Below are 24,147 nucleotides of genomic sequence, written 5' to 3'. Positions count from 1 at the left end.
CGCAGCTGGAGCGCAACCGCGTCGCCAAAAAACCTCGGAGACGCGAAAATCGTCAATTAATCAGCGTTTCCCTAGGGTAGATGTCCGCTTCTCCGAGAATCCAGGTTTCCAGTTTTTCATGTTGAATTCGGAGCAAATCCAACGGTCGATTCGTATAATGTTTCTCAACCGTAGCGCTGGGCTTATGTCCTTGGATTTGTGCGATAACCCCAGCGGGCAAGTCGAGCCATTCTGACAGCGACTTGAACGATCGCCTCAGCCCATGCAATGTTAGCGCCTCAATGCCAGAAACTGCACATACGGACTTGAGTTGATAGTTCGGACTAGTGATATGTCCACCTTTGGTACTTGAGAACACCCAATCATTCCGGCAAGGTAAGGCAGCAAGAAGGGTTGCAACGTATGGGGTCAGCGGAATCTCCCGTTCGCCCTCTACCTTATCCCGAATCGTGAGCCCTTTCCATCGAAGGTTTAGATCGTCCCACCGCATTACCATAATTTCGCCCGGCCGCGCCCCGGTGAGAAGCAGCGTCTGCAAATAAGCCGCCATCACAGGGTTGCCAAGGCTTCGAACTGCGGCAAACCATGCAGCAAGTTGCTCCCGCTGTAGCGAGTCACGTTTGACACCAGGCTTGCCCAAGACCTCCCGTGCCCTCTTGCTGCGGGCACCATTAGTGGTAACGGCGCTACCGTAGACAGGATGTTCGATACACCAGTTCAGAAAAGCCTTGAGCATACGGTGCGCAAGTCTCGCACTCGTCGGCCTTTTGGCTGCCTCTACCTTTGCCCACGCTTCGATTCGTTCTGGTACGAGATCGACAAGGCGCACATCCGCGAGAGCCGCGAGCGGACCAGGTTCCGTTACCTTCTTCTTGCTTCGCGTCCGCGGTTCGCCACCTTCTTTGATGAGCTTAAAGTGGTCAGCGTGGTGGCGCTCGCCCCAGTGCGGCGCCCGATCCGCAACATACGTTTCCCAGACTGTTTTCAAAGTGAGGGCGTCTCGCGCCGCCGCGTGTTTCGCAGCCAGTTCAGCGGCAGCCTTCTCGGCGGCAGCCGCCTTCATGGCGTCGATTTCGTCTTGCTTGACTTGGCGCGGATCCTTACCGCTGTCAACGATGGTTTGCAGCCTCCTAGCCTCGCTCTCGGCCTGTTCGATCGTCCAAGCCTGAGGCGAGCCGATGGTGATGCGAATTGTCTTGCCGACCAAGGTTGATTGAAAGATAAAGGCTTTGGCTCCGGTGCTAGTAGCCCGCAGCGCTAGCTGATGCACCGTCGCGTGCCATAAGAACGACTGCGATTTCCCGTCCTCGCATCTAAACGCCTCGATGCGGCCTGCTGTCAGTTTTACTCTCGACATTCGTTGCTGTGTCCTTGTCCGCTGATGGGTTCCATGTAACGGCTGTGTAAGTGAATTTCGAGTATATCAATGAACTCTCATCAACACCAATAGCCAGCAAGAAAATCATAAGGCTATGATTTCTAAGGATTTTGTCGAAATCTTCAACATTGATCAACGCGCCTAAATACCCATTTTTGCGGACTCATAATCCGTTGGTGCCCGGTTCGACTCCGGGGAGGCCTACCAACAAAATGAACGACTTGGCCCAGCCGATTTGGTTGGGCTTTGTTGTATTTAGACAGCAGGGCTGGATTTCTCGGGCATGCGGTAGGCCAGCGCTAGCATGCGTGCCAGACGTTCGTTCATTACAGGTTTGATGGAGGCCGCGAAGAGCAAAGGTAGAAACGCGGTCAAGTTCGTCGCTTGCGGCATACTAAAAGCAAATGGCCGGACCATTTGCATCATGGCAGCGTTCGCCGAGCACGAAGTCAAGCGAATTAGCGAGCGAACGAAACAACGCACTAAAGGAAGCTACGACCCTTGGCGGTCGTCTCGGCGCGGCAGGTTCTGCCAGAGCAGATCAGTCGGAACTATATGCTTGAACTATTGCCCACCAAAGTTCCCTACGGTGGCGATCAAGGTTGCGCCACAAGTGGTCTTGTGCCCATCGTAGGCGACGGCAACCCCGTCAATGACGTGGTTTGGGTCTCCTTCGGCAATGGTGCATTTGTCATGTCCTTTGATGGGGCAACTGCATATATCCCCAACGCGAGCCACTGGAATGCCATCAACCGTAAAATGATCTGCGTCGGCACTCTCGACCTTGCCGCCGTGAGATGTGGGGTCGCCAAGACGAATCACATTTCGCATGGATTAACCTTTTGTTTGCGGCGAGCTTTGGTCGTTTCGACTTCTTTCGGTTGTGTTGCCACTAGCGTTTTTGGCAGCAACGTTATCGGGAGAACCTTGTACGAGTGTTTGCGTCTCCTCGATTGTGTCGACGTGAACTGGTGCATCGTCATAGCTGACTAGTTTCCACATCGTCGCCGTGCGGTAAGTAGGCCTTTCTCCCTTCAGCTTTTGCCATATGGACGGTTCGCCGAGAGATATCACATGCGGCATACGTTCGCCTGCCTTGATGTGCTGCCGCCGATCACCCTGCGTATCTTTCGGTTCATCCGGCACCCACCAGCCAGTTTGCGGGCATGCACGGCCAGTTGCCGCAAGCTCGCCGAGTGGAAGCCGAGGGGCAGAGTCCGTTTCGGCCGTTTTGACCGCCGCGGCGCCGGTTGGACGCACGCGGATAGTGCTGGTGATCTTGTCCCAAACCGCGATGGCTTCTTCGTCAGTCAGGCTAGCTTTAGTTGCGCCGGCGACGTTGTCGGCAACGCCAGTCTGCATCTGTATTTCTACATAAGGTTTCAGCGGGTCCGACGGCACGCCTCTAAAATCCATGGCGAAGTCATGGATCGAGTGTATTTCCGCCTGTTCTGGGGTACGCGACAGGGCCTCAAAGCCGTTTAGCCACCCGTGGATCTGCCGCTCCCCTCTGCGCAAGTCTTTGGTTTTTATCAGCGGATTGTTGGGATCCTGAGCTTTCTGGTTCTTCTCGAGCTGAGTGAGCCGCCACTCCAGCGAGTGGCTCTCTTCGTAATGGGGATTCGACGGTCCGACAAAAACCGAGAGGTGCGTGTCAGGGAACTCCTTTAACCGAAAGCCGATACGAATGAGTTCTACGGGCGGTTCCTCGCCTGGAGCCGGGTTGTCAGGGAGGAAGGCATATTCGATACAGTTGCCAGGCTCGGCGGGGATTTCGTTTTCAGCGCGTTGCTGCAAACGCCGGGCGATGCTGGTTATGTCTGCGATTACCTGATCTTTTCGAGGCCTTAAAGGGCGTGAGTCGATGACAACACCGTCATTGTTCAATGTAAAGTACCCATTGATTTTTAGCCCATTAATAGCTTCAAAATCTTCGTAACCGACGACTATTTTTCCTTCAGGTTGGTTCACTTCGTGGACCGAAATTAGCAAGGGGACATCGTTTTGATTGATAGCTTTGTCGCTCATTAGTTCATCAATGAATTTTTGTGCCAACGTTTTTACTTCAGCTGTACCGTTAGGGTAGACGTTCACACCCAGAGGCACTGCAACCTCCCCCCAAGCCACGGTCGCTGATGCAGGCACATCGACCATAAAGCGGCCAAAGCATACGGCCTTGGTTTTCTCGAACATGGCTTGCAGGCGAGGTGTGGGAGGGGTCATGTTTGGCGTCTTCCATTCTTTCGGGCTGCGGTTGCAGGCGTTAAGTATTAAAACTGCGGCGAGAGGAACTAAGCACAGGCGTTGAATGACTGACATTTGCAATCACCCTTTATCACAGGTCCATGTTGCCTTTTGGGCAATGCGAACGATGCTGTACAAAGTCGAGGCAATCGCTCGAGGATTCTTGTAACTTGACTGGTGTTCGTATCCAGTCTGCCGGAATACGCCTTTGAACATGCCACTCTTTAGTTGATGGTCGGCAGATTTGGCTGGAACGGTCTGATCGCCTGGAGCCGAAGGTGGCAGGATCGTGGCATGTATCGGTCCGGGCACCTCAAAATCGGTTATTTTGAAAGTTTTACTGCCCGGATGTGAAGGATCCCATCGAACGAGCTCCAGCCGGCCTTGTTTAGTGTCACGAAGGATAGGCCAGTTCTGCCACCCGGCAGGGTCGGCACAGTGCTTGTCGATTTCCCATATGACTTGACCAAAGCTCCGCCGCGCCTGGTCGTTGCCGTAGTGGCTATAACTGTTGGGGTGAAAAGTGTTTGCGATCGCTTGATGGAAGCTCTGTGCCTTATCAAGATATTCGCACGTTCGCTGAAACGTTCCGCCCCCCTTATCGGCAGGCCACCTAGACGGATTGATCCATTCTTCCCTAAACAGGGAAAACCACTTGCCGCGTACTTTGTAGATTTCAATGTAGGGATCGCCTTGTTTCGGCCATGAATCCAAGTCGCGTCCGTTATGCGTTACGCGCAACCATCCATTGCCGTAAGATTCGCTGGGTAACAATTCGAGTCCTCCCTGCGCATTCGCCAGTACCGCTGTGACTTCGTCGCCATAATTGCCAGCCACTTTGGCGGCGATACTGTTTTCGGGGTCAAACGCTACACCGGGATCCTCAAATCCCGCCCTCATGCGCTTATAAGCGGCCGGGGCGCCAATGGCGGGCATTACCCCATGAACGATGCCCAGCACCTTGTCCTGCAAGTTGCCATATTTCAGATGAACTAGTGCCCGTCCGACTAGTCCCCCCATGGAATGGGTTACAACGATTACTTGGTTACATTCATAACCGGACTGATTGAGGTCGTCCATGAGCTGGCCGATGCGTTTAGCAATGATTCTCGCGCTTGAACCATTTGATTGTAGCCAGTTGTAGCCGAACGCATATACCGCAAACCAACATCCAGTCGCAACTTTCTTGAGTTCTGCCTCGGTCAACGCCTGCTGCGGTAGGCTGGGATCGCTCATCCAGATACTTGGATCGACGCCGACGACATCGTGCCACTCCTGTCGTAACTTCCCGTCAAAGAAAGTATTGTTGAGGCGTGATTCAAGATGCTGCAATAACGATCCATAGCTTTTGAAAAAAACCTCGCCCCAGCCTCGCGCCCGGGCCTTCTGTACCGCGCTACGCGGGTTTTTTGTGGTCGGTGGGTCATCCGTTAGCAGTGGGGAACGGAAGTTTTTGTCGAGTGTCACATTGGCATGCCGACCATCTCCGCTGACGTCTGACGGCCCTGCGGGATCATAAATGTCGACTGTGGTTTGCAACGGATCCAGCCTCAGTTGTCGGCTCGCTGGACTTTCATTGGAAGCACCGCGTATGTTTGACGCTCCAAGAATGTCTGGTCGCCACGCAATGTTGTCCTCTTTATGTAGTTCCCTTTGCCGCTGCGTGCTCATGCGTAAGTTCGACCCCATGATTCCGGGCAAAAAAACAATCGGCAATACCCGCTTGGGAAGGAACTTGGCGCATTGCAGTTTTTTGTCCTGCTGCGGTGTGGCAAAGCCTTCAGCCTTCCGAGCAGCGCCTTTGTTTTGTTGAGCAGGTAACGGGTATTCGGCAGTTGTCATTGTGTTCTTTCGCCTCGGTTGAATATCGACTCGTTTGCCATTAACGCTATCAGTCGTCGATAGCTTCGACTGTGTACCGCCCGAAAGCAACGGTACTTGTAAAACGTTCGGTCAACCCGGCCGCGTCGGTGCGCCCCTCGAACGTGCGCCCATCTTCTGTCGTGATGCGATAGCGTTGATTCTTCATCGGCTCGTCTGTGCCGATCCAGCGCAGAACGGTTTGCTGATCGTGCGCCAGCTCGCTCTTGGGCAATTTCACGTCAGGTGGGCTGCCGCTTCCCGGTTTGATATGAGCAAACTTCGACGATTTGATGGTGTGCTCGCCACTGCTTTGCTGCGTGATGGTGCCGCCACCAAGATCCACTTGAGCACCTTGCGCGACGAAGCGCAGTTTGGGGGCCTGCAGCACGATTTCGTCGGCTGCGGTCAACACGATGCGTTTGGCGGAGGTGACCTCGATGTCGTCACCATGTGTGTGTATTTCCAGCTTGCCGCTTGCAGCGATGAGTTTTATGCCGAGTCTATGCGCGAACAGGCTGATACTTTCCGATACGCGGGCGAGCAATTTCTTGCCGACGGAAAGCTGCGTATTGCCGATACTGACCATGTCGATATGCGTTTGCGAGCCAATCGCAATGTTGTCCTGGCTCGTCACTGCCACACCAGCAGGCGCGGACAGTGCCACGACGGGTTGGGCACCGGCGCCCGGGCTGCCGACTTCGGTGTTGCTGCCGGATTCCCACCGCTTCAGGTGAGCAATCAGTTGACTGAGTTCTTTGTCGTCGGTGCCGTCTGCATGATGCGTCGCCGACAGCTCGGACAGGTACTGCTGCACGCCTTGCAGCGCATCTACCAAGCCAATTAATTCATTACGGTCGAGTTGCTTGCCGCTGGCTTGCTGGCGTGCGGAGGCAGTGATGAGTACCCCTTGTGCGCCGCGTACCGCAACAGCGCAATCACTGCGCAACTCTGCCCCTTCGCCTCGCGCCTCGCCCTTGCCGTCATTTCGAGGATGAGTGAGCCATCCTAAATTCAGCTCGCTATGCCCGTGCTCGGAGGCCAGCTGAGCATTGATTTGCCCTGGTGTGTCGTCTAGCCGCAGCTGGTTGTAACGGGTACCTTGCACTTCCTTACTCTTGATGCCCGCTAGGTACCTGTTCCCGGGTAGTTCCCCAATATGGCTGAATGAAGTTGGCTTGATTGTGCCGCCGTAGACCTGCGCCACAATAATGGGCTTGTCGGGGTCCCCGCTTAAAAAATCGACAATGACCTCATCGCCCACACGGGGAAGGGTAATTGATCCCCAGTGATTGCTGGCCCAAGTGCTGGCGACACGTACCCAAGCGGAATCCAAGTCGCTATCGCTAGCGCCGGCCCCTTGCGCATGGCTGTGGTCTTCCGGTTTGGTACTGGGAAAACGCACCTTGACTCGGCCATATTCGTCGCAATGCACTTCTTGGCTGGCCGGACCGACCACAATTACGCTTTGCAGCTGTGGACGCGGCAAATCGGAACGGGGGTCGAACTCGGGAACAATTGGAATACCACGACGCACGCAAGAAAAGCGATTGGTGTAACGCATGCCACGATCTGCGCTGGCTTGCTGTAGAGCGTTGCTGTACGGCCTTTCGTCCCAGCGGTTGAGGGCAAACAGTCGTTCCACCTGCTCGTCTACGGTCTTGGGAAGGTTGTTTTCTGCATCAATGTCAAGGCGCGTGACGATGAACTCGCGCTCTTTTGGCGGATGCATGTCGATTTCTCGATGACCGGTCAGGGCAATCCACTCCCCGACGCGCAATGCGCGCACACTGCTTTCGCCAAAAAAGCACTTGGATTCGTACTCATGGCGCCTCATGCGCATTTCGCCGAGTTGCCGATAGTCGTTGTAGTCTTTCCCTGCATGAGGCACATCGACCAAGTAATCATCGATGCTGACCGCGAACTGGTTGCCCATCGTTCCCTGATTTATACGGGATGGCGCGTTACTTATCATGAAATGGGTTCGCTTGTAATCCCAGCTCTGGCGAGAAAGATTGCCCGGTTTGAGTGTGCGGACCGGGCTCCATGCGGTAACGGTATCTGTTTCCTCCGTGCTGCCATCACGGTGATAGCGCACGGTGCCAGCGGCATTTTTCGGTAGGGTGTATGCGTCATCGAAAAGCACCAGGACGTGGCCGGGAATGTTCTGACTTTGCGACTGGCTAGCTTGACTGGGCCGTATGAACCACGCGATGCCACGCCGTTTCCATAACCGTCGAAGAAAGGCGGCGTCGGACTCGTTGTGCTGCATAGTGAATTCTCGAGTGGGATAGGATCCCTTTACATGCGACCAGTCCACGTCAAACGCTTTGGCCAGCACCGAATTTTTCTGGCGCCACTCACGCAGAATGATTTCCGTGATATCCAGTTCATTTTTATTGCGGAAGACGCGGGTATTAGTGCGATACTCCATCAGAGCTAACGAATCACGCACCACCAATTCGTAGGTCGCCAGAGCGCCATCATTCTGGCCGGCAGCCGCTTGCGCTACGATTCCGCACACGGCGCGCACGTCCCCGCTGTCCGTCACGAACTGGAGCTCAACCGGCAGTGCGATGAATTCCTTCAAAGGTAAATCAGAACTTGTCGATACGCATAAAAGCCGGTATTCAAGTCCGCCGCATAGCGCTTCATTTCCTGTAACGCGTTTGACTAGCAAGACATCGTCCAGCACTTGCTTGGCTTGCGATAGCCGCAAACGGATAGGGCGCTTCGCCTCAGACAAGCCAGCGAAGGCCTGTATCAAATCCTTCAAGTCCATTAGAAGCTTCCTGTCCGAAGAGTGTTGGAGCTGTCCCAGCTGGCTGTGTAGTAAGCGGAAATAGAGCGCGGACAATGATCGATGGTAAAACTTGGAGATAGCGTGACGTTGATACGCTTCAAGTCTCTACGTTTTGGCACGTGCTGCGGTTGTGATTCTGTACGCTCGGCTATATACGGCTGGCCAAAGCTGAGGCAAACGTATTACAAGCAATTGTGCAGTCAGGTTATCCCGGCCTGATTCACATTAATCCGTCTCCACGAAGCCGGGAGATTCAGATCGCCTCCGAAGAGGCCTATCAATGCCATTTCTCGCACACTTTCAATGGCGTAGGGTGTCAATCAAACCAAAGGTCTAACCATTCATCAACGGTTGGCACAACACCACATCTAAACTTTGCGCCAACCGCCTCCTGGTTCATCTACCGCTTCACTGGCTGCGCTCAGCGCCAATTCAATCATCCGCCTCCACCGGCGCCGCCCCCAGCGCATGCGGCCGAATCAAATCCAGCCGCACCGCGTATCCCACCCCGCCGCGGGATGCATCCGCAATGATCTGCCCGGCATCATTGATCCCCCGCGAAAAATCGACGGTCCACCCCGACCGCCGATCAATCAGCGTGTTTAGGCTCTCCATCCGCTTGCCACGGTAGATGAACGGGCCCAGGTGATTGCTGTTGCCAACCACATGCCCATGGTTGTTGATGGCCTGCGCCGTGCTGAACCGGTAGTCGCCGGCCGGGCGCGTGTCGATCAGTTGCGGGCGGCCGTGGGTCCACACGGTCGCCAGCGCCTCGCGGAAGGTTTCCGTCGAGGTGTAGCCGGCGACCTGGCCGCGGTCGTTGATGTCCAGGCCATAGTTGGGTGTGTTGCCGAAGCTGCCGAGCTGGCGGATGACGCCGTTGTTCCAGACAAAGGCATAGAACGGAATTTCCGGAGCGAACAGCGACCCGGACTCGCCGGTGACCTGGTTGCGGTTGTTGAGCGCCTCCGGTTGCGTGGTGGGGTTGGGATAAGGCAGCGTGCCGATGTCGCGGTAGCTGCCGTTCGGCGCGCGCAGGTAGCCGCGCGGGTTGGCCCCGGCAGGGTCCGTCGTGGGCGGAGTGCTCGTCGCCAGGATATACCCGGCATTGTTGATGTCCACATAGCGGGTCGGCTGGCCGCGAACGGCGTTCAGCTGGCGGAAGCTGCCGCGGGAATACACGTAGCCGCGCGCCTGGTCGGTGCTCGTGGTCCAGTTGCCGAGGACGTCGCCCTTGTCGTTGATGCCCACCGCGATGTTCGAGGTGCTGCCCGGCAGGTTCAGGTTGACCACGCCCCGGCCGTAGTTGACGAAGCTGCGGTAGGTGAGGGTACCGGTCGAAATGATGCTGGTGACGGCGCCGGCCGCGTTGATGGCGGTCGGCCGGCTGTTGGCCGGCCCGACGATCGTGACGCGGTATTCCGCGTAGCCAGGGGATGCGCTGGCCAGGCCGGCAGCGAGCGACAGCACGACCAGCGAGATGCGATTGCGTACTAGCATGACAATCTCCAGAAGTTGAAGCCGGCTGTGCAGCACGATGGCACCGGCGGAACGTGAAACCCGCCACCAGGGTGACTTCAGAACTCAAGCGCGGTGCACATCAGTTGCTGTCCTGGTCGCCTTCAAGCTGAGGCGCAGCCAGCACGTCCGGCCGGATCAGGTCGAGCCGCACTGCGTACTGCACCCCATTGCGCATCGCGTTCGCCGCGATCTGCCCCGCATCGTTGATCGCTTGCGGCGAGAAAATATCCCACCCGAGCCGCCGGTCGATCAGCGCGTTCAGGCTTTCCATGCGCCGCCCGCGCCAGATGAAGCCCGACAGATGATCGCTGGCTCCCACGACATGTCCATGGTTGTTGATCCCCGCTCCGGAACTGTTCCGCCCCTCGACCGGCGCCCGCCCATCGATATTGATCAGCCGTCCATTGCTGTACACGAAAGCCACGCGGTCGCGGAACCCTTGCGGCAGCGACATGTAGCCCGTGACCTGCCCGCGGTCGTTGAGCGCCAGGCTGCCATTCGGCGTAAAGCCGAAGTCGCCCAGATCGCGCATGACGCCGGCGGTCCAGGAGAACGCGCGCAGCGGCTGATCCGGGAAGGTCAGCGGACCGGATTCGCCGGCGATCTGCTTGCGGTTGTTGATCGCCAGCGCGTGGTTCATCGTTGCCGGCGCGGTCGACAGACTGCCGATGTCCCTGAACTGCCCGCCCGGCGTACGCAGGAAGCCGCGCTCGCCGGCGGAGCCGGGAAGGAAGACGTTCGCCGTCGCATAGCCGGCGTTGTTGATGTCGGTGTAGGTGGTCCTCGCGTTTGCCGGAACACCGACAGCGGTGCCGATGTCGCGCTGCCGGCCTTGGTAATGAATGAAGCCGCGCTGCTGGCCGTTGCTGGCGGTCCAGTTGCCGAGGATCTGGCCCTTGTCGTTGATGGCCACGGCGCTGCTCGCACTGCCGCCCAGCGTGCCGAGGGTGGTCACACCCTTGCCGCGGTTGACGAAGCCGCGCGAGGGCGAACTGCCTGGCTCGCCAAGATAATAGGTGCCGACCACGACGCCGGCGGCGTTGATGTCGTTGGCGTAGCTGTTGGCCGGTCCGACGACCGAGACCTTGTATTCCGCATAGCCGGGACCGGCGTGCGCCATGGACGCGGTGAACGATAACAGGAGCAGGGAAAGACGATATGGGATGCGCATGATGATCTCCGAGAAAAGGTAAGACGTAACATTGACCAGGAATCTGTCTGATAAAGAAATAATCCTTTAAGAAACAATGGCTTATGTGTTATCGATGCGTTGTCACTCACGGTACGCCATCACTGCCGGGCCGGTTTGGCGCCGCACAAGCCGGAGCCGGCACACGGCAAAGGGAGCACCAGCGCGCCATGTAAAAAACGCAACGCACGACCTTGCTCGGCCGCACCCATTTGCCTAGACTGGTCCAACCCCTCCAGTCCTGTCCCACACCAGACGCATGCGCGCCCCGGGCGCAGCAGCGCACGATGGCCTGAATCCGACGAGCGCTTCGCCGGCCAGGCCCTCCTGTTGTTTGCCACCGCAACCACGAAGGAGGGAATCATGCTTAGTCACATGGAAAGGGTCAGCCGGGTGCGCACGATGCTGCGCCAGGTCTCGCCCGGCGACGACCTCGACTCGCTGCCCATCCCGCCGCCCGACCAGGTCGGCGACCTGCAGCCGATGAGCACGGCCGGCGACCACCGCCCCGGCGCCGTGCCGCAGTTCGGCTATAACGATGCGCTCGAGGGCATCCGCAAGCTGAAGGAACAGCGCGACGACCAGGTCAGCCCCAGCGAGCTGTTCGGTGTCGAGGCGATCGTGCTGGCCCACGACCGGCCGGCCGTGTTCGTGCGCGCCGGCACCTACGACCAGCTGGGCGGCGTCTGGAGCCAGCTCGATACGATGGAGATGCGCAACCGCATCAATCCGCTGCTGGGTTCGATCGGCCGCATCGAACTGCCGAACATGTATACCGTGCCGTATGGCGGCACCGGCTTCCTGGTCGGGCCCGGGCTGTTGATGACCAACCGCCACGTGACGCGCCTGTTCGCCGAAGGGCTCGGCGTCGAGGGCCTGATCTACCGGCCGGGCGACGCGCTGGTCGACTTCGCATGCCAGATCGACAGCGATCCGGCCCAGGCGTCCTACCTCACGGTCGAACGCGTGCTGATGATCCATCCCTACTGGGACATGGCCCTGGTGCAGGTGAGTGGCTTGCCGCCGAACTATCAGCCGCTGACGCTGTCGGTGCGCGCGCCCGAGGACCTGGTCAACCGCGACATGGTGGCGGTCGGTTATCCGGCGCGCGACGACCGCAACGACCTCGTCTTGCAAGACCGTATCTTTGCCGGCGTCTACAACGTCAAGCGCCTGCAGCCGGGCAAGATCCGGCGCCGCACGCGGGTGCGCAGTTTCGAGAACGAGGTCAACGCGATGGTGCACGACAGCTCGACCTTGGGCGGCAACTCGGGTTCGGCGCTGATCGACGTGTCCACCGGCCACATCGTCGGCCTGCATTTCGCCGGCGAATACCTGAAGGCGAATTACGCCGTGCCCAGCTACGAGCTGGCGCGCGATGCCCGCGTGGTAGCGGCCGGCGTGCAATTCGATGGCCGGATCGCCGTCACCGACCAGTGGCAGCCGGCCTGGCACTTTGCCGACGGCAGGGGCGGGCGGCGCATGTACGAGGGGGCGCAGGTTCCGGTGCAGGCCGTCCAGCCAGCAGCGCGTGAAACCGGCGACACCGGCACACTCCAGATCCCGATCAACCTGCGCATCACGGTGGATGTCAACGGCACGCCGCAAGTCGGCCCCGGCGCCACGCCCGAGGAAAGCACGATGGCCCGGCCCGGCGTCAAGCCGCCGTCCGGGGCGCGCGGGAGCATGTCGATGCGGGAATTGACCGAGATGATGCGCGACCCGAGCGTCAGCGAAACCGCGCTGCTCCCCTATTTCGTGGGCGATCCGATGCTGGCGAAACCGTTCGCGCCGGGAATCATTCCGAATCCGGAACTGGTCGACATCGCCCCGCCGCGCGATATCGTCGAGGGTGCGATGGCCATGTCCTGGGCGAATGGCCTGAGCCGCATGCGGCGCCAGGCGGCCTTCCAGACGCGCATCGCCGCCGGCGACCGCAAGCCGGTGCTGGTGTCCGAGGGCGATTCCTGGTTCCAGTTCCCGGTGCTGCTGTCGGATGTGATCGACGGCTTGACGGGCGACTACAACGTCTGGAGTGTCGACGCGGCCGGCGACACGCTGCAGAACATGGTCTTCGATGGCGCCGAGTACATGCAGGCGCTGCGCCGCAACGCCGGCAACGTCAAGGCCTTCCTGTTCTCCGGCGGCGGCAACGACATCGTCGGCGAGGATGGGCGCGGCAAGTCGGTGGTAACGCAAATCGTCAAGCGCCTCCAGGCAGGGCAACCAGTCAGTTGGTATCTCGATACGCCGGCGGTGGAGCAGAAGCTGCGCTTCGTCGAAGACTGTTACCGCCGCGTGCTGGACAACGTGGCGCGCGAGTTTCCGAATCTGCCGGTGGTCTGCCACGGCTACGATTACGCGGTGCCGGGCGGTGGGCCGGGCGAGACGCGCCATCCCAGCTGGGCCGCGGTCGACAAGTGGCTGGGGCGGCCGATGCGCGAAGAGCTCGGCATCGAAGACCCGGCGCTGCAGCGCGCCATCGTGCACGAGCTGATCGACCGCCTGAACCTGGTCTTGCAGCGCCTGTGCGGGGCCAGCTATCCGTCCGGCCTGTTCCGGAATGCCTGGCATGTGGACGTGCGCGGCACCGTCGGCGCGCGCTGGGCCGACGAGCTGCATCCGACCGACGATGGGTTTGCCTCCGTGTCCGGGCTGTTCGGCAACGCGCTGCGCAAGGCCCTGCGTTCGCCGGATGAAAGCGTGGGGCCGGACATGCGCGAGGAGGTGCGTACGCCGAATATCGGTGACGATGTCGGCGAGCAGGCGCCGGGCACCGGGCCGGAGCTGGCGCCGCTGTCGTCTTCCTACATTGATTCGGCGCGGCCGTGGCGGCTGGCGAAGGCGATCACGGCCTTGCGCGAGGAGGTGAACCGGCAGGCGCCGAACCGCAGCAAGCTCAGCGATGGCACCATCGGCGACGCCGCGCACCGCTCGCGCGACTCGGACCACAATCCCTGGATCGAGGATGGCAGCACGGGTGTCGTGTCGGCGATCGACATCACCCACGATGCTGCGGGCGGATGCAGTGCCGAAACGCTGGCGCAGTCGCTGCAATCGGGGCGGGATGGGCGGATCAAGTATGTGATCTGGAACCGGCGGATCATGAGTTCGTATGCGCACAACGGGACGGCGCCGTGGGTGTGGCGCAGCTACAGCGGCTCGAATCCGCATACCAAGCACGTGCACATCTCGCTGAATTCGGAGAAGAGCGACTACGATTCGACGGTGCCGTGGCGGATAGCGGTGTAGGCGTACTGTTACCGCTTGGATGGCTTCGTAGGGTGGACCGGGCCACGAAAGGCGGGTTTCCCGTCCACGCGTTCAACCACACTTGGCGCTGCCGTAACGCTGGCTTTGTTTGAACGCGTGGACGGCAAGCCGCCTCTCGTGGCCCGGTCCACCCTACGTGCTTATCGGAAATATTTGATCTGCCTCAAGGACCGTCCTTGCATCCTGCTTCATCCTTGCGTTCGCTCAACCGAACGTACAAGAAGCCGCGTCCCGCCGACGCCACCACCGATGACCAGAAAAAAGTTCGACATCGACGCCATGACTGACCTCATGGCGCCGGATTCCGCCACGTCCGCCCAATACCGCGCCTACCTCGAATTCGACGAACGCGATGCCCAGCTGCTGCGCGACGTCCATCCCTACCTGCAGGCGCACCAGTCCGAGGTCGTGCTTGCCTTTTACGACCACCTGCTGCGCTTCCCGCGTCCGCAACAACTACTCGACGACCGCCACGCTTTCGCCCGCCTGAAGCACTTGCAAGCCATGTATTTCGACAGCCTGACAGCCGGCGACTACGGCGACGCCTACGAGCGCAACCGCGTGCGCGTGGGCCTGGTACACCAGCACGTGGGCCTGGAAATCCGCTGGTACATCCGCGCCTATCGCAAGTACCTGGCGGAACTGGCGCCGATCCTGCGCCAGGCCCTGGCCGCCACACCCGAGCGCTACCAGCCGACCTATGACGCGCTGCTGAAACTGATGTGCCTCGACATGAGCCTGGCCCTCGACACCTACGAGCAGGCCGGCCGCATCGAACTCTCGGGCCTCAAGAATTACGCAGAACAAGTGATCACCAGCTTGCCATCAGGCGTGATGGTGATCGATGCTGCACGCCAGGTGCGCACCGTGAATCCGGCAATGTGCGCGATGCTGGGGGTGGCGGCGCCCGCCGGGGACATCGATTTCGGCGACTTCCTGCACCTGCCGGAACTGTGCGAACGCATCGACGTCGCCCTGCGCGTGCCCAGCCATTGCGAGGAGCTGATGCTGACCCTGCCGGCCGAGCTGCCCGCCGCGGAGCCGCGCTACCTGCGCTGCGCCCTGTCGCGCGCCTTGCTCGACGGCGAAAACCTGCTGCTCCTGATCGCCGAGGACCTGACCGTGCCGATGCGCGCCAAGGCCGCGCTGCGCGACAGCGAGGAACGCTTCCGCATCGCCTTCGATCACGCCGCCGTCGGCCTGGCCCAGGCCGCGCGCGACGGGCGCTGGCTGCGCGCCAACCGCAAGTTCCAGGAAATCGTCGGCTACAGCGAGGAAGAATTGAAAACCATGAGTTTCCGCGAGATGTCGCTGGAGTCCGAAATGCTGGCCAGCGAAGCATCCTTGCGGCTATTGCTTGCGGGCGAAATCCCGAGCTACGCCATCGAGAAGCGCTATGTGCGCAAGGATGGCCAGCCGGTGTGGGTGAACGTGGCGGTGTCGCGCATGGTGTCGGGCGATGGCGAGGTGAACCTGATGATTGTTGTGGAGGACATTGCCCGCCGCAAGCAATACGAGCACGAGCTGCGCCACATGGCCAGCCACGACGTGCTCACGGGTCTTGCGAACCGCAGCCTGCTGATGGACCGCCTCGACCAGGCGCTGGCGCTGGCCCACCGCGACCGTCACGAAGTGGCGCTCCTGTTCATCGACCTCGACCGTTTCAAGACCATCAACGATAGCCTCGGCCATGAAGCAGGGGACCACGTGATCGTCGAGGCGGGGCGGCGCCTGGCCGCCATCGTGCGCGAAGGCGATACGGTGGCGCGGCTCGGCGGCGACGAGTTCGTGGTGCTGATGCCGGACATCCCGGATAGCAGCGCCGCCGCCGTGTTATCGAGCAAGCTGCTGGAAGCGCTGCTGCTGCCGATGAACGTGCTCGGCCACGAATTCTCGCCGGTGGGCAGCATCGGCATCAGCATCTATCCGCGTGACGGCCTGGACAGCAACGCGCTGCTGAAGAATGCCGACGCCGCCATGTACCGCGCCAAGGAACTGGGACGGGGCAATTTCCAGTTTTATACGGAAGAGATGAACGCGCGCACCCTGGACCGGCTGCGCATGGAAAGCGGCCTGCGCCGTGCGCTCGAACGGCACGAGTTCGTGTTGCACTACCAGCCGCAGATCGACCTGGCCACGGGCGAGCAGGTGGGCGTGGAAGCGCTGCTGCGCTGGTGTCCGCCGGGCGGGGAAGCGGTGGCGCCCAGCGAATTCATTCCGATTGCCGAGGAAACAGGGATGATCGTCGAGATCGGCGCCTGGGTGCTGCGCGCCGCCTGCGAGCAACTGGTCGCCTGGTGCGAGGCGGGGCTGCCGCCCATGACCGTGGCGGTGAATTTGTCGGCGCGCCAGTTCCACCAGCAAAACCTGGTGCAACTGGTGGGGCAGATCCTGGCCGAGACCGGCTGCGACGCCTCCTTGCTGGAACTGGAAATCACGGAAAGCGTGGTCATGGCCGACCCGGCCGGCGCCACCGCGACCCTGCACGAGCTGAAGGAAATGGGCGTGAGCCTGTCGATCGACGATTTCGGCACGGGGCACTCGAGCCTGAGCTACCTGAAGCGTTTTCCGATCCACGCTTTGAAGATCGACCGCTCCTTCGTGCGCGACCTGACCACCGATGCCGACGACGCGGCCATCGTCTGCGCGGTGATCGCGCTGGCGCATACGATGCAGTTGAAGGTGATTGCCGAGGGCGTGGAAACCGAGGAGCAATTGAAGTTCTTGCGCGAGCACGATTGCGACCAGTTCCAGGGCTTTTTCTACAGCCCGCCGGTCAGCGCCGAGCGCCTGCGCAGTGCAATGGAGAGGCGCAGCCGCGCGCACTTGCGCACCTTTGTCGGCCCGTCGACACGGCTGCAGCTGGCAAGGTCTTGATGGCGCGCAGGCCCCCGCGCCTGCGCGATCGCGTCACACGCATCGGAACGTGATTTCCGCGGACGAGGTGCGGACGAAGGGAATCGCGTTCTTGGCGTCGCTGGAGATCAGCTCGGTTTCCTTGGCCGACTTTGCGCAGAAGGTGTTTGCCTCTGCAATGATGTCGGTCTTGACGGTGGCGCCCGGAACGGCCAGGCCGCCTGCGCTGCGTTTCGAGATCATGTAGGTGTTCTGGCCAATCTGGACCGGACCGCTCGATGCGCAGCCAGCCAGGACGACGGCTGCGAGAATCAGGTATTTTTTCATATCGTTGTATTGCCGGCATCTGCGCGTGCCGTATCGCGCCGCGAGTATATCCTGCTAGCAATACCTGAAATCTCACCAATTATGTTGATACGGCAATGACGATGCCTGCCGCGCGCGTGCATGGATCAGGTCATCACCGGCGCCAGTTCGCCCTGCCGGTCGAGCGCGTAGCGGTCGAGGTCGCGCGCCAGGAAGAGCCTGCCGCCGTAGGCCGCGCGCGCCTCCTGCTCGATCTCTCCCAGCTCGTGGTAGCGCGGGCTGAAGTGGGTCAGCACCAGGTTCGGCAGGCTCACCTCGCGCGCCAGGGCGGCCACCATCCTGGCCGAGCTGTGCATTGGCGCCGGGCCGACCTTGTCCAGGATCGCCTCGGTGTAGGTGGCTTCGTGGACCAGCACGTCGGCGCTTGATGCTTCCTGCGCCAGCAGCGCGGGCGTGTCGTTGTCGCCGGCAACGACGATCTTGCGCGGCTTCCTCGGCTGCTGGATGTAGTCGGCGCTGCGCACGGGAGTGCCGTCCGGAAGTTCGATGTCCGTGCCGGCCTGCAGCTGGCCCCAGCCGGGGCCGGACGGAATGCCGTCGCGGCGCAGCTTGTCGGTGTCAAGGCGGCGTTCGATCTGTTTTTCCGTGAAACTGTAGGCAAAGGTCGGCACGCGGTGCGAGAGCTCCGTGGTACGCACGGCCAGGTCGGGCAGGGCGTCGATGTCCATCGCCGCCGCGACGTCGATGAAGTCGATGGGGTAGGGCAGGGCCAGCTCGGTGGTTTCGCGCACCGCGTCCACGAAGCGCCGCACCGAGGGCGGCCCCACGATCAGCAGCGGCGCCGTGCGGTTCAGCAGGCCGGCGCTGGCGAGCAGGCCGGGCAGGCCGTAGCAGTGGTCGCCGTGGATGTGGGTGATGAAGATGGCTTGCAGGCTCATCAGCGAATAGCCGGTGCGCAGGATGCGGTGCTGGGTGCCCTCGCCGCAATCGACCAGCACCCAGGCCCTGGCGCCGGCGCGCAGGGCCAGGCCGGTGACGTTGCGGGCCCGCGTCGGGGTGCCGGCCGAGGTGCCGAGGAACTGGAATTCCATTGTTGTTCTCTGTTGGTCGATATCGCTTAGGATTATCGGACAAACGCGGCAGCACGGCAGTTTCATGCCGCGCGTCACGTCAACGAAAGGATCTATGCATCTCCGAAACAAGGAACTCGACGCCGCCTGCGCGCAACTCGCGCGCATCCTGCTGGCGCGCCAGAACAGCGTGTCGCACGACATCCTCGACACCGTCACCACCCGCCTGCTGCAGGACGCGGCCCGCCATGCCGACTACGTCCAGCAACTGGGCCGCGACCCGAACATGGTCACGCGCGCCGTGCTGTACCTGATCGATACCCATGCGCATCCCGACCTGGGGGGCGACACCGCCTGGTTCCGGCCGATGCTGGCCTGCCTGCTGGAACTGGCTGCGCCGAGCCTGGCCTTGTCGGGCGCCGGGGCAAGCTTCCTGCTCGATGTGGAAGAGGGCGTGGCGCAATCGATTGCCGACAACGACGCCCGGAAATAGCTTAGCTGCGGCTGGTACGCAGCGTCGGCAGGTAGCGCCACAGATACAGGCTGACGCTGGCGCCGATCAAGACCAGCGCCACGCGCAGGCCCAGGTGCTCGAAGCGCACGATCGCGACCAGCAGCGAGCTCCACATCATGACCGAGGCGACGATCTTGGCGCGCAGCGGTATCCCGTTGCCGGCCTCGAAATTGCGCAGGTAGACGCCGAACACGCGATGGTTCAGCAGCCAGCCGTGCAGGCGGTCCGAGCCGCGCGCGAAGCAGGCCGAGGCCAGCAGCAGGAAGGGCGTGGTCGGCAGCAGCGGCAGGAACAGGCCGAGGATGCCGAGCAGCACGGCGAGCACGCCGATGATATTGAAGAGCAGTTTCATAGGTCGAAGAGGGTGATGGGGGCATTATGCATGACCCGGCAGCGATGAAATAATATTTCGTCAAATACGGCAGTTTGAAAGAATATTTCATGCAATCCACATGTTTCTCAGCAGCAAAACAACGGAAACACCTGTTTTCCTTGCCGCTGAGATACTTCAGCTATAAAATTTGCATGTAATTTTTCGTCAACTGTCGTCAGCGGCCTCTCTCTTGCCGGGGCGCACCCGGCCCATGCCCCACCAGATCGATACCTCGCTGCGTTTTGTCCGCGCGGCGCGCGCCTATTTCCATGGTCGTGTGCTGTTGCGGCTTGCCGTGTTCCTGGCTGTCGCGCTGCCGTTGACCTGGCTGCTGATCTACCGCGCCCAGGTCGAGCTGCGCACCACCGCGCACGAGGAAAGCAACCGCAACGTCCAGAACCTGTCGCACGCCTTTGCCGAGGAAGTGCGCTCGACCGTCACCACGATCGACCTCTCGCTCAGCCAGCTGCGCCTGAGCTGGCTGCGCAATCCGGCCCAGTTCGGCGCCATCGTGGCCGAGCTGAACACCCACCTGCAAGGCCAGCTGCTGGTGAACGTGATCGTCACCGACGCGCGCGGCATGGCGGTGTTCTCCAGCGCCGGCAAGCTGACCGGGCCGGTCGACCTGAGCGACCGCGAATACGTGCGCGCCGTCCTCGACAGCGGCGGACGCGACGCGCTCGCCATCGGCCAGCCGCGCAAGGGCCGCGTCACCGGCCTGTGGACGGTGCAATTCTCGCGCCCCATCCTGCGCGCCGACGGCAGCCTGGCCGGCGTCATCGTCGCCGGTGTGGCGCCGAGCTATTTCTCGCGCTTTTACGACAGCATCGACCTCGGCACCGACGCCTCGATTTCCCTGGTGCGCAGCAACGGCATCGTGGTGGCGCGCACCACGCGCAACCAGGCCGTCCAGGACAGCGGCCGCATGCTGACGGGCGCACCCTATGCGCCGGGGAGCGGCCCCTTCGGCAGCTTCCACCGCGTCAGCCGCCTCGACGGCATCGAACGCTACTACGGCTGGCGCACGCTGCCCGAATACGGGCTGGTGGTCACCGTCGGCCAGGCGGTGAAGGATGCGCAGGCGCGCTATGCCGGCCAGCGCCGCCTGCTGCGCGCCATTGGCGGCGTGGTGTCGCTGCTGCTGGTGCTGGGCGGATGGATCGCGCTGGCGGCGTGGGAAAACCGGCGCCGCGCCGTGGCGGCCCTGGCCGCGGCCGAGGCGCGCTGGCAGCTGGCGCTGAATGCGGCCGGCGAGGGCGTCTGGGACTTCAGCTTTGCCAGCGGCATGATCACGCTGTCGCCCAGCGCCCAGGGCATCGTCGATGCGTCCGGCGTGCTGCTACCGTTCGACCGCGGCGTGTTCCGGCGCATGGCGCACCCGGACGATGTCGAGGGCGTGCTGCGCGGGCTCGACGAGCACCTGCAGGGCGCCACGCCGCACTATGCCGGCCAGTACCGCACGCGCCTGGGCAACGGCAACTGGCGCTGGATCCTGGTGCGCGGGCGCGTGGTCGAGCGCGCGCCGGGCGGACGGCCGCTGCGCATCGTCGGCACCGTGGCCGACATCGATGCGCGCAAGTTGCAGGAAGACGAGATCCGCCACCAGGCCCACCACGACATGCTGACCGGCCTGCCGAACCGCCTGCTGTTCAACGACCGCCTGCGCCAGGCCTTGCTGGGCGCCCAGCGCGAGGGCAACAGGCTGGCGGTGATCTTCTTCGATCTCGACCGCTTCAAGCCGGTGAACGACACCCACGGCCACGCGGTCGGCGACCTGCTGCTGCAGCAGGTGGCAACAAGGGTGCGCGGCGCCCTGCGCGCCTCCGATACCCTGGCGCGCATCGGCGGCGACGAATTCGTGGTGCTGCTGCCGCGCATCGGCGCCGCGCCGGATGCCCGCCGCGTGGCCGAAGACATCCTCAAGGAACTGAACCGTCCCTTCATCACGGAAGAGCACAGGCTGGAGATTTCCGGCAGCATCGGCGTGGCCGTGTACCCGGACAGCGGCAGCAATGCCGACGAGCTGATGCGCAGTGCCGACCAGGCGATGTACGACGCCAAATTACAAGGACGCGCCTGCGTGGCGGAACGGACGAGCGCCTGACGCGGTTCAGCGTGCCGGCCGCAGCGCTTCCATCATGAAGCCGCTGGCCGGCAGCGTCGGCATGCGCTCCAGGTTGATGCCCAGGTCTTGCGGCGGCACCTCGTAGGCCACTTCCGCCGCCAGCAGGCGCAGCGTCGCTTTCGTGATCTCCACCGTCACCATTTCACCGGGGCAGCGATGGCCGCTGGCGAAGTCGCCGCCGCCCTGGGCGACCAGGTTGTAGCCATTCTCCGCGCGGCTGTCGAAGCGTTCCGGACGGAAGACCTCGCCATCGCTCCAGCTGCTCGGGTGGCGGTTCGTGCCGTAGATGTCCAGCAGCACCCAGTCGTTCTTCGCGAAGTGCATGCCTTCCCAGTCGAAGGCTTCCAGCACGCGTCCGCCGATTGCCGGGAAGAAGGGGTAGAAGCGCCGTACTTCCTGCACGAACGTGTGCAGGGTGGCATCGTCGCCGCTGGCCAGGCGCGTGCGCCATTCCGGGTACTGGTGCAGCGCCAGCGCGCCGAACACGATGTAGCGGCCGACCGCCACCACCGGGCGCAGGATGTTGAGCAGCTCGATTGCCGCCTGCTCGGTGGACAGCACTTCGCCGTCGGCATCGACGTGGAAGGCGATCGCCGCCACCGGGCTGTCGGGATCGACCGGGGCACCCATGCGGATCGCCTTGATGTGGTCGCAGGCCCATTGTTTGGTATGGCGGCGCAGCGCCTGGCCCATCCAGTTGCGCGGCCCGACGGCGCCGGCGCCGTCGATCATGGCCGAGAACTCGGCGGTGCGCAGCACGGCTTCCTCGATGTTCGCCAGCGGCACGCCGGCCCAGGCGCATGCAGCGCGGCACAGCACGGCTTGCGCTTCCTGGATCAGGACCACCTGGCGCAGGCGCGTCCAGCGCCTGAACTGGGCCAGCCATTCGGATTCGACCAGGGCCACCAGGCGCGCGCGCTGCTCGGGCGACTGCAGCTGCATCATGAGCGCCTTGCGCACGCGGTGCGCTTCGCCGTCGAGCACCTGGGTGCTGCCCTTGTCCTGCAGCAGCGACAGCGCGGTTGGCGGAATCGCGCCCTTGCGCGTGAAGCGGCCGGGCTGGTAGAACATGCGCGAGGCGGGCTCGCCGCGGATGCAGACCACGCGCTTGAGCATCAGGCGGGTACTGAAGATATCGGACCCGAGCGCGTCGCAGCGGTTGCCGATGAAACGGTAACCCTCGTTCAGGAGGGCGTAGGTATTGTCGAAGCCTTCTGCCTGGGGGATGGCGCGGTGGACCGGCAGGGCAGGCTGACTGAGCTCGTGCATGGCAATCTCCTTTGACGCCGAGTGTGCCAGAGCCCGCGTGCGCGCAATGTGCGCCAGCGCCCGTATGGCCGGGATTGACGGGTGAACGCAACGGTTTGGTGGGCCTTGCATGTGGCTGCGGACATGGCAGATGCTGCGGCGCAATGTATGGTGGGCTCTCGAGCCCACGCGGTGATCGTTATCGGCTCCGATTACGGGCTCAATGATCTTGCAGCTAGCTATCACCGCGTGGACTCGGGAGTCCACCCTACACCCCCGTCTTGCGCGATGTCAGCCGTGCTCCACACCGCCACGGGAACCGCGCAAGCATGCGCACGTTCCAAGCATGAAGCAATCCACCACAAGAGGCCCTTCATGCACGCCGCCCGCTACCGCAAGCGCCTGCCCCAGCTGGGCGGGCAGCTGTTCCTGTCCGATGCCGGGCTGGAAACGATGCTGAGCTTCCAGCAAGGTTTTACGCTGCCCTCGTTTGCCTCCTTCGTGCTGCTGCGCGAGGCGCAAGGCCGGCAAGCCCTGCACGCCTATTTCGACCTGTTCGCGCGCATGGCCCATGAACACGGCCTCGGCGCGGTGCTGGAGACGCCCACCTGGCGCGCCAACCGCGACTGGGCGCGCACCCTCGGCTACAACGCGCTCGAACTGGCCGAGGCCAACCGCGCCGCCGTCGCCCTGCTGGCCGAAGTGCGCGCAAGTTGGGACAGCCCGGCCACGCCCATCGTCATCAGCGGCAACATCGGCCCGCGCGGCGACGGCTACCGCGCCGACCGCCGCATGCCCGCCGGCGACGCGCGCGACTACCACCTGGCCCAGGTTGCCACCTTCGCCGGCAGCGAGGCCGACATGGTCGGTGCTTTCACCATGACCTATCCCGAGGAAGCCATCGGCGCGGTCGATGCCGCCGCGGCCTGCGAGATGCCGATCGCGATTTCCTTCACCCTCGAAACCGATGGCCGCCTGCCTTCCGGCGACACGCTGGCCGACGCCATCCTGCGCACCGATGCCGAGACCGGCGATTACCCCGTGTACTACATGATCAATTGCGCCCATCCCAGCCACGTCGAGCCGGCGCTGATGGAAGACGGCCCCTGGCGCGAGCGCATCCATGGCCTGCGCGCGAACGCCTCGCGCCGCAGCCATGCCGAGCTCGACGAAGCGCTGGAACTCGACGACGGCGACCCGGAAGCGCTGGGCGACGAGTACCTGGCATTGCGCACGCTGCTGCCGCGGATGAACGTGGTGGGCGGCTGCTGCGGCACCGACGAGCGCCACGTCGAAGCGATCGCGCGCAGCCTGGCGCCTGGCCCGGCAGGCAAGGGGCCGCCGGGAAGGGGAGGCGCACGCCAGCCCGGCGCGCCGCGCGCTTAAG

At 62.2% G+C, this 24,147-nt stretch carries 16 protein-coding genes; 5 read left to right on the top strand and 11 right to left on the bottom strand.

What is annotated here, in order from left to right:
* Positions 1–52 precede the first annotated feature (52 nt).
* The 7 genes from QPK31_RS24520 to QPK31_RS24490 all read right to left on the bottom strand — a co-directional run bounded on the left by QPK31_RS24520 (position 53) and on the right by QPK31_RS24490 (position 10,977).
* A complete protein-coding gene (locus tag QPK31_RS24520) occupies positions 53–1,357 on the bottom strand; it encodes an integrase family protein (RefSeq protein WP_290425514.1) in 1,305 nt (434 codons plus the stop codon).
* Between the two features lie 585 nt (positions 1,358–1,942).
* A complete protein-coding gene (locus QPK31_RS24515) occupies positions 1,943–2,209 on the bottom strand; it encodes a PAAR domain-containing protein (RefSeq protein ID WP_290425513.1) in 267 nt (88 codons plus the stop codon).
* Positions 2,210–2,212: 3 nt separating this feature from the next.
* Entirely contained in the window at positions 2,213–3,697 is a 1,485-nt protein-coding gene (locus QPK31_RS24510) for a T6SS immunity protein Tli4 family protein (RefSeq protein WP_290425512.1), read from the bottom strand.
* A gap of 6 nt (positions 3,698–3,703) precedes the next feature.
* The gene (locus tag QPK31_RS24505; RefSeq protein WP_290425511.1) at positions 3,704–5,464 is read right to left on the bottom strand and encodes a hypothetical protein; all 1,761 of its coding nucleotides are present in this window, start codon (positions 5,462–5,464) and stop codon (positions 3,704–3,706) included.
* Positions 5,465–5,513: 49 nt separating this feature from the next.
* The gene (locus tag QPK31_RS24500; RefSeq protein ID WP_290425510.1) at positions 5,514–8,264 is read right to left on the bottom strand and encodes a type VI secretion system Vgr family protein; all 2,751 of its coding nucleotides are present in this window, start codon (positions 8,262–8,264) and stop codon (positions 5,514–5,516) included.
* A 453-nt stretch (positions 8,265–8,717) separates the two neighbouring features.
* Positions 8,718–9,785, bottom strand: a complete 1,068-nt coding sequence (locus tag QPK31_RS24495; RefSeq protein WP_290425509.1) for an HAF repeat-containing protein — start codon at positions 9,783–9,785, stop codon at positions 8,718–8,720.
* A 100-nt stretch (positions 9,786–9,885) separates the two neighbouring features.
* The gene (locus QPK31_RS24490; protein WP_290425508.1) at positions 9,886–10,977 is read right to left on the bottom strand and encodes an HAF repeat-containing protein; all 1,092 of its coding nucleotides are present in this window, start codon (positions 10,975–10,977) and stop codon (positions 9,886–9,888) included.
* A 381-nt stretch (positions 10,978–11,358) separates the two neighbouring features.
* On the opposite strand from QPK31_RS24490, the gene QPK31_RS24485 reads away from it, so the two are divergent.
* Both QPK31_RS24485 and QPK31_RS24480 read left to right on the top strand, forming a co-directional pair.
* A complete protein-coding gene (locus QPK31_RS24485; RefSeq protein ID WP_290425507.1) occupies positions 11,359–14,247 on the top strand; it encodes a serine protease in 2,889 nt (962 codons plus the stop codon).
* Between the two features lie 270 nt (positions 14,248–14,517).
* Positions 14,518–17,145, top strand: a complete 2,628-nt coding sequence (locus QPK31_RS24480; protein WP_290425506.1) for an EAL domain-containing protein — start codon at positions 14,518–14,520, stop codon at positions 17,143–17,145.
* A gap of 33 nt (positions 17,146–17,178) precedes the next feature.
* Here the strand turns inward: QPK31_RS24480 and QPK31_RS24475 are convergent, their stop codons facing one another.
* Together QPK31_RS24475 and QPK31_RS24470 are read right to left on the bottom strand one after the other, a co-directional pair.
* Positions 17,179–17,451, bottom strand: a complete 273-nt coding sequence (locus QPK31_RS24475) for a hypothetical protein (protein ID WP_290425505.1) — start codon at positions 17,449–17,451, stop codon at positions 17,179–17,181.
* Between the two features lie 125 nt (positions 17,452–17,576).
* Positions 17,577–18,521: a ribonuclease Z gene (locus QPK31_RS24470; RefSeq protein ID WP_290425504.1), complete on the bottom strand. Its 945-nt coding sequence runs from the start codon at positions 18,519–18,521 to the stop codon at positions 17,577–17,579.
* Between the two features lie 94 nt (positions 18,522–18,615).
* Here QPK31_RS24470 and QPK31_RS24465 point away from each other — a divergent pair, with 94 nt between their 5' ends.
* Positions 18,616–18,993 carry a hypothetical protein gene (locus QPK31_RS24465; RefSeq protein ID WP_290425503.1) on the top strand — a complete coding sequence of 126 codons (378 nt, stop codon included), beginning with the start codon at positions 18,616–18,618 and terminating at the stop codon, positions 18,991–18,993.
* A gap of 1 nt (position 18,994) precedes the next feature.
* Here QPK31_RS24465 and QPK31_RS24460 read toward each other — a convergent pair whose 3' ends face one another.
* Positions 18,995–19,366, bottom strand: a complete 372-nt coding sequence (locus tag QPK31_RS24460) for a YbaN family protein (protein WP_290425502.1) — start codon at positions 19,364–19,366, stop codon at positions 18,995–18,997.
* A 232-nt stretch (positions 19,367–19,598) separates the two neighbouring features.
* Here QPK31_RS24460 and QPK31_RS24455 point away from each other — a divergent pair, with 232 nt between their 5' ends.
* The gene (locus tag QPK31_RS24455; protein ID WP_290425501.1) at positions 19,599–21,491 is read left to right on the top strand and encodes a diguanylate cyclase domain-containing protein; all 1,893 of its coding nucleotides are present in this window, start codon (positions 19,599–19,601) and stop codon (positions 21,489–21,491) included.
* A 6-nt stretch (positions 21,492–21,497) separates the two neighbouring features.
* Here QPK31_RS24455 and QPK31_RS24450 read toward each other — a convergent pair whose 3' ends face one another.
* A complete protein-coding gene (locus tag QPK31_RS24450) occupies positions 21,498–22,781 on the bottom strand; it encodes a cytochrome P450 (protein WP_290425500.1) in 1,284 nt (427 codons plus the stop codon).
* A gap of 354 nt (positions 22,782–23,135) precedes the next feature.
* Between QPK31_RS24450 and QPK31_RS24445 the strand changes: the two genes are divergently transcribed.
* Positions 23,136–24,146 (top strand): homocysteine S-methyltransferase family protein, encoded by a 1,011-nt coding sequence (locus QPK31_RS24445; RefSeq protein ID WP_290425499.1) that lies wholly within the window; start codon positions 23,136–23,138, stop codon positions 24,144–24,146.
* Position 24,147 lies beyond the last annotated feature (1 nt).

This window comes from Massilia sp. YIM B02769, from assembly GCF_030411995.1.
Taxonomy (GTDB): Bacteria; Pseudomonadota; Gammaproteobacteria; order Burkholderiales; family Burkholderiaceae_D; genus Telluria.
Note: the sequence above shows the minus strand (reverse complement) of the source record. Positions and strands in the feature narration are given on the sequence as shown.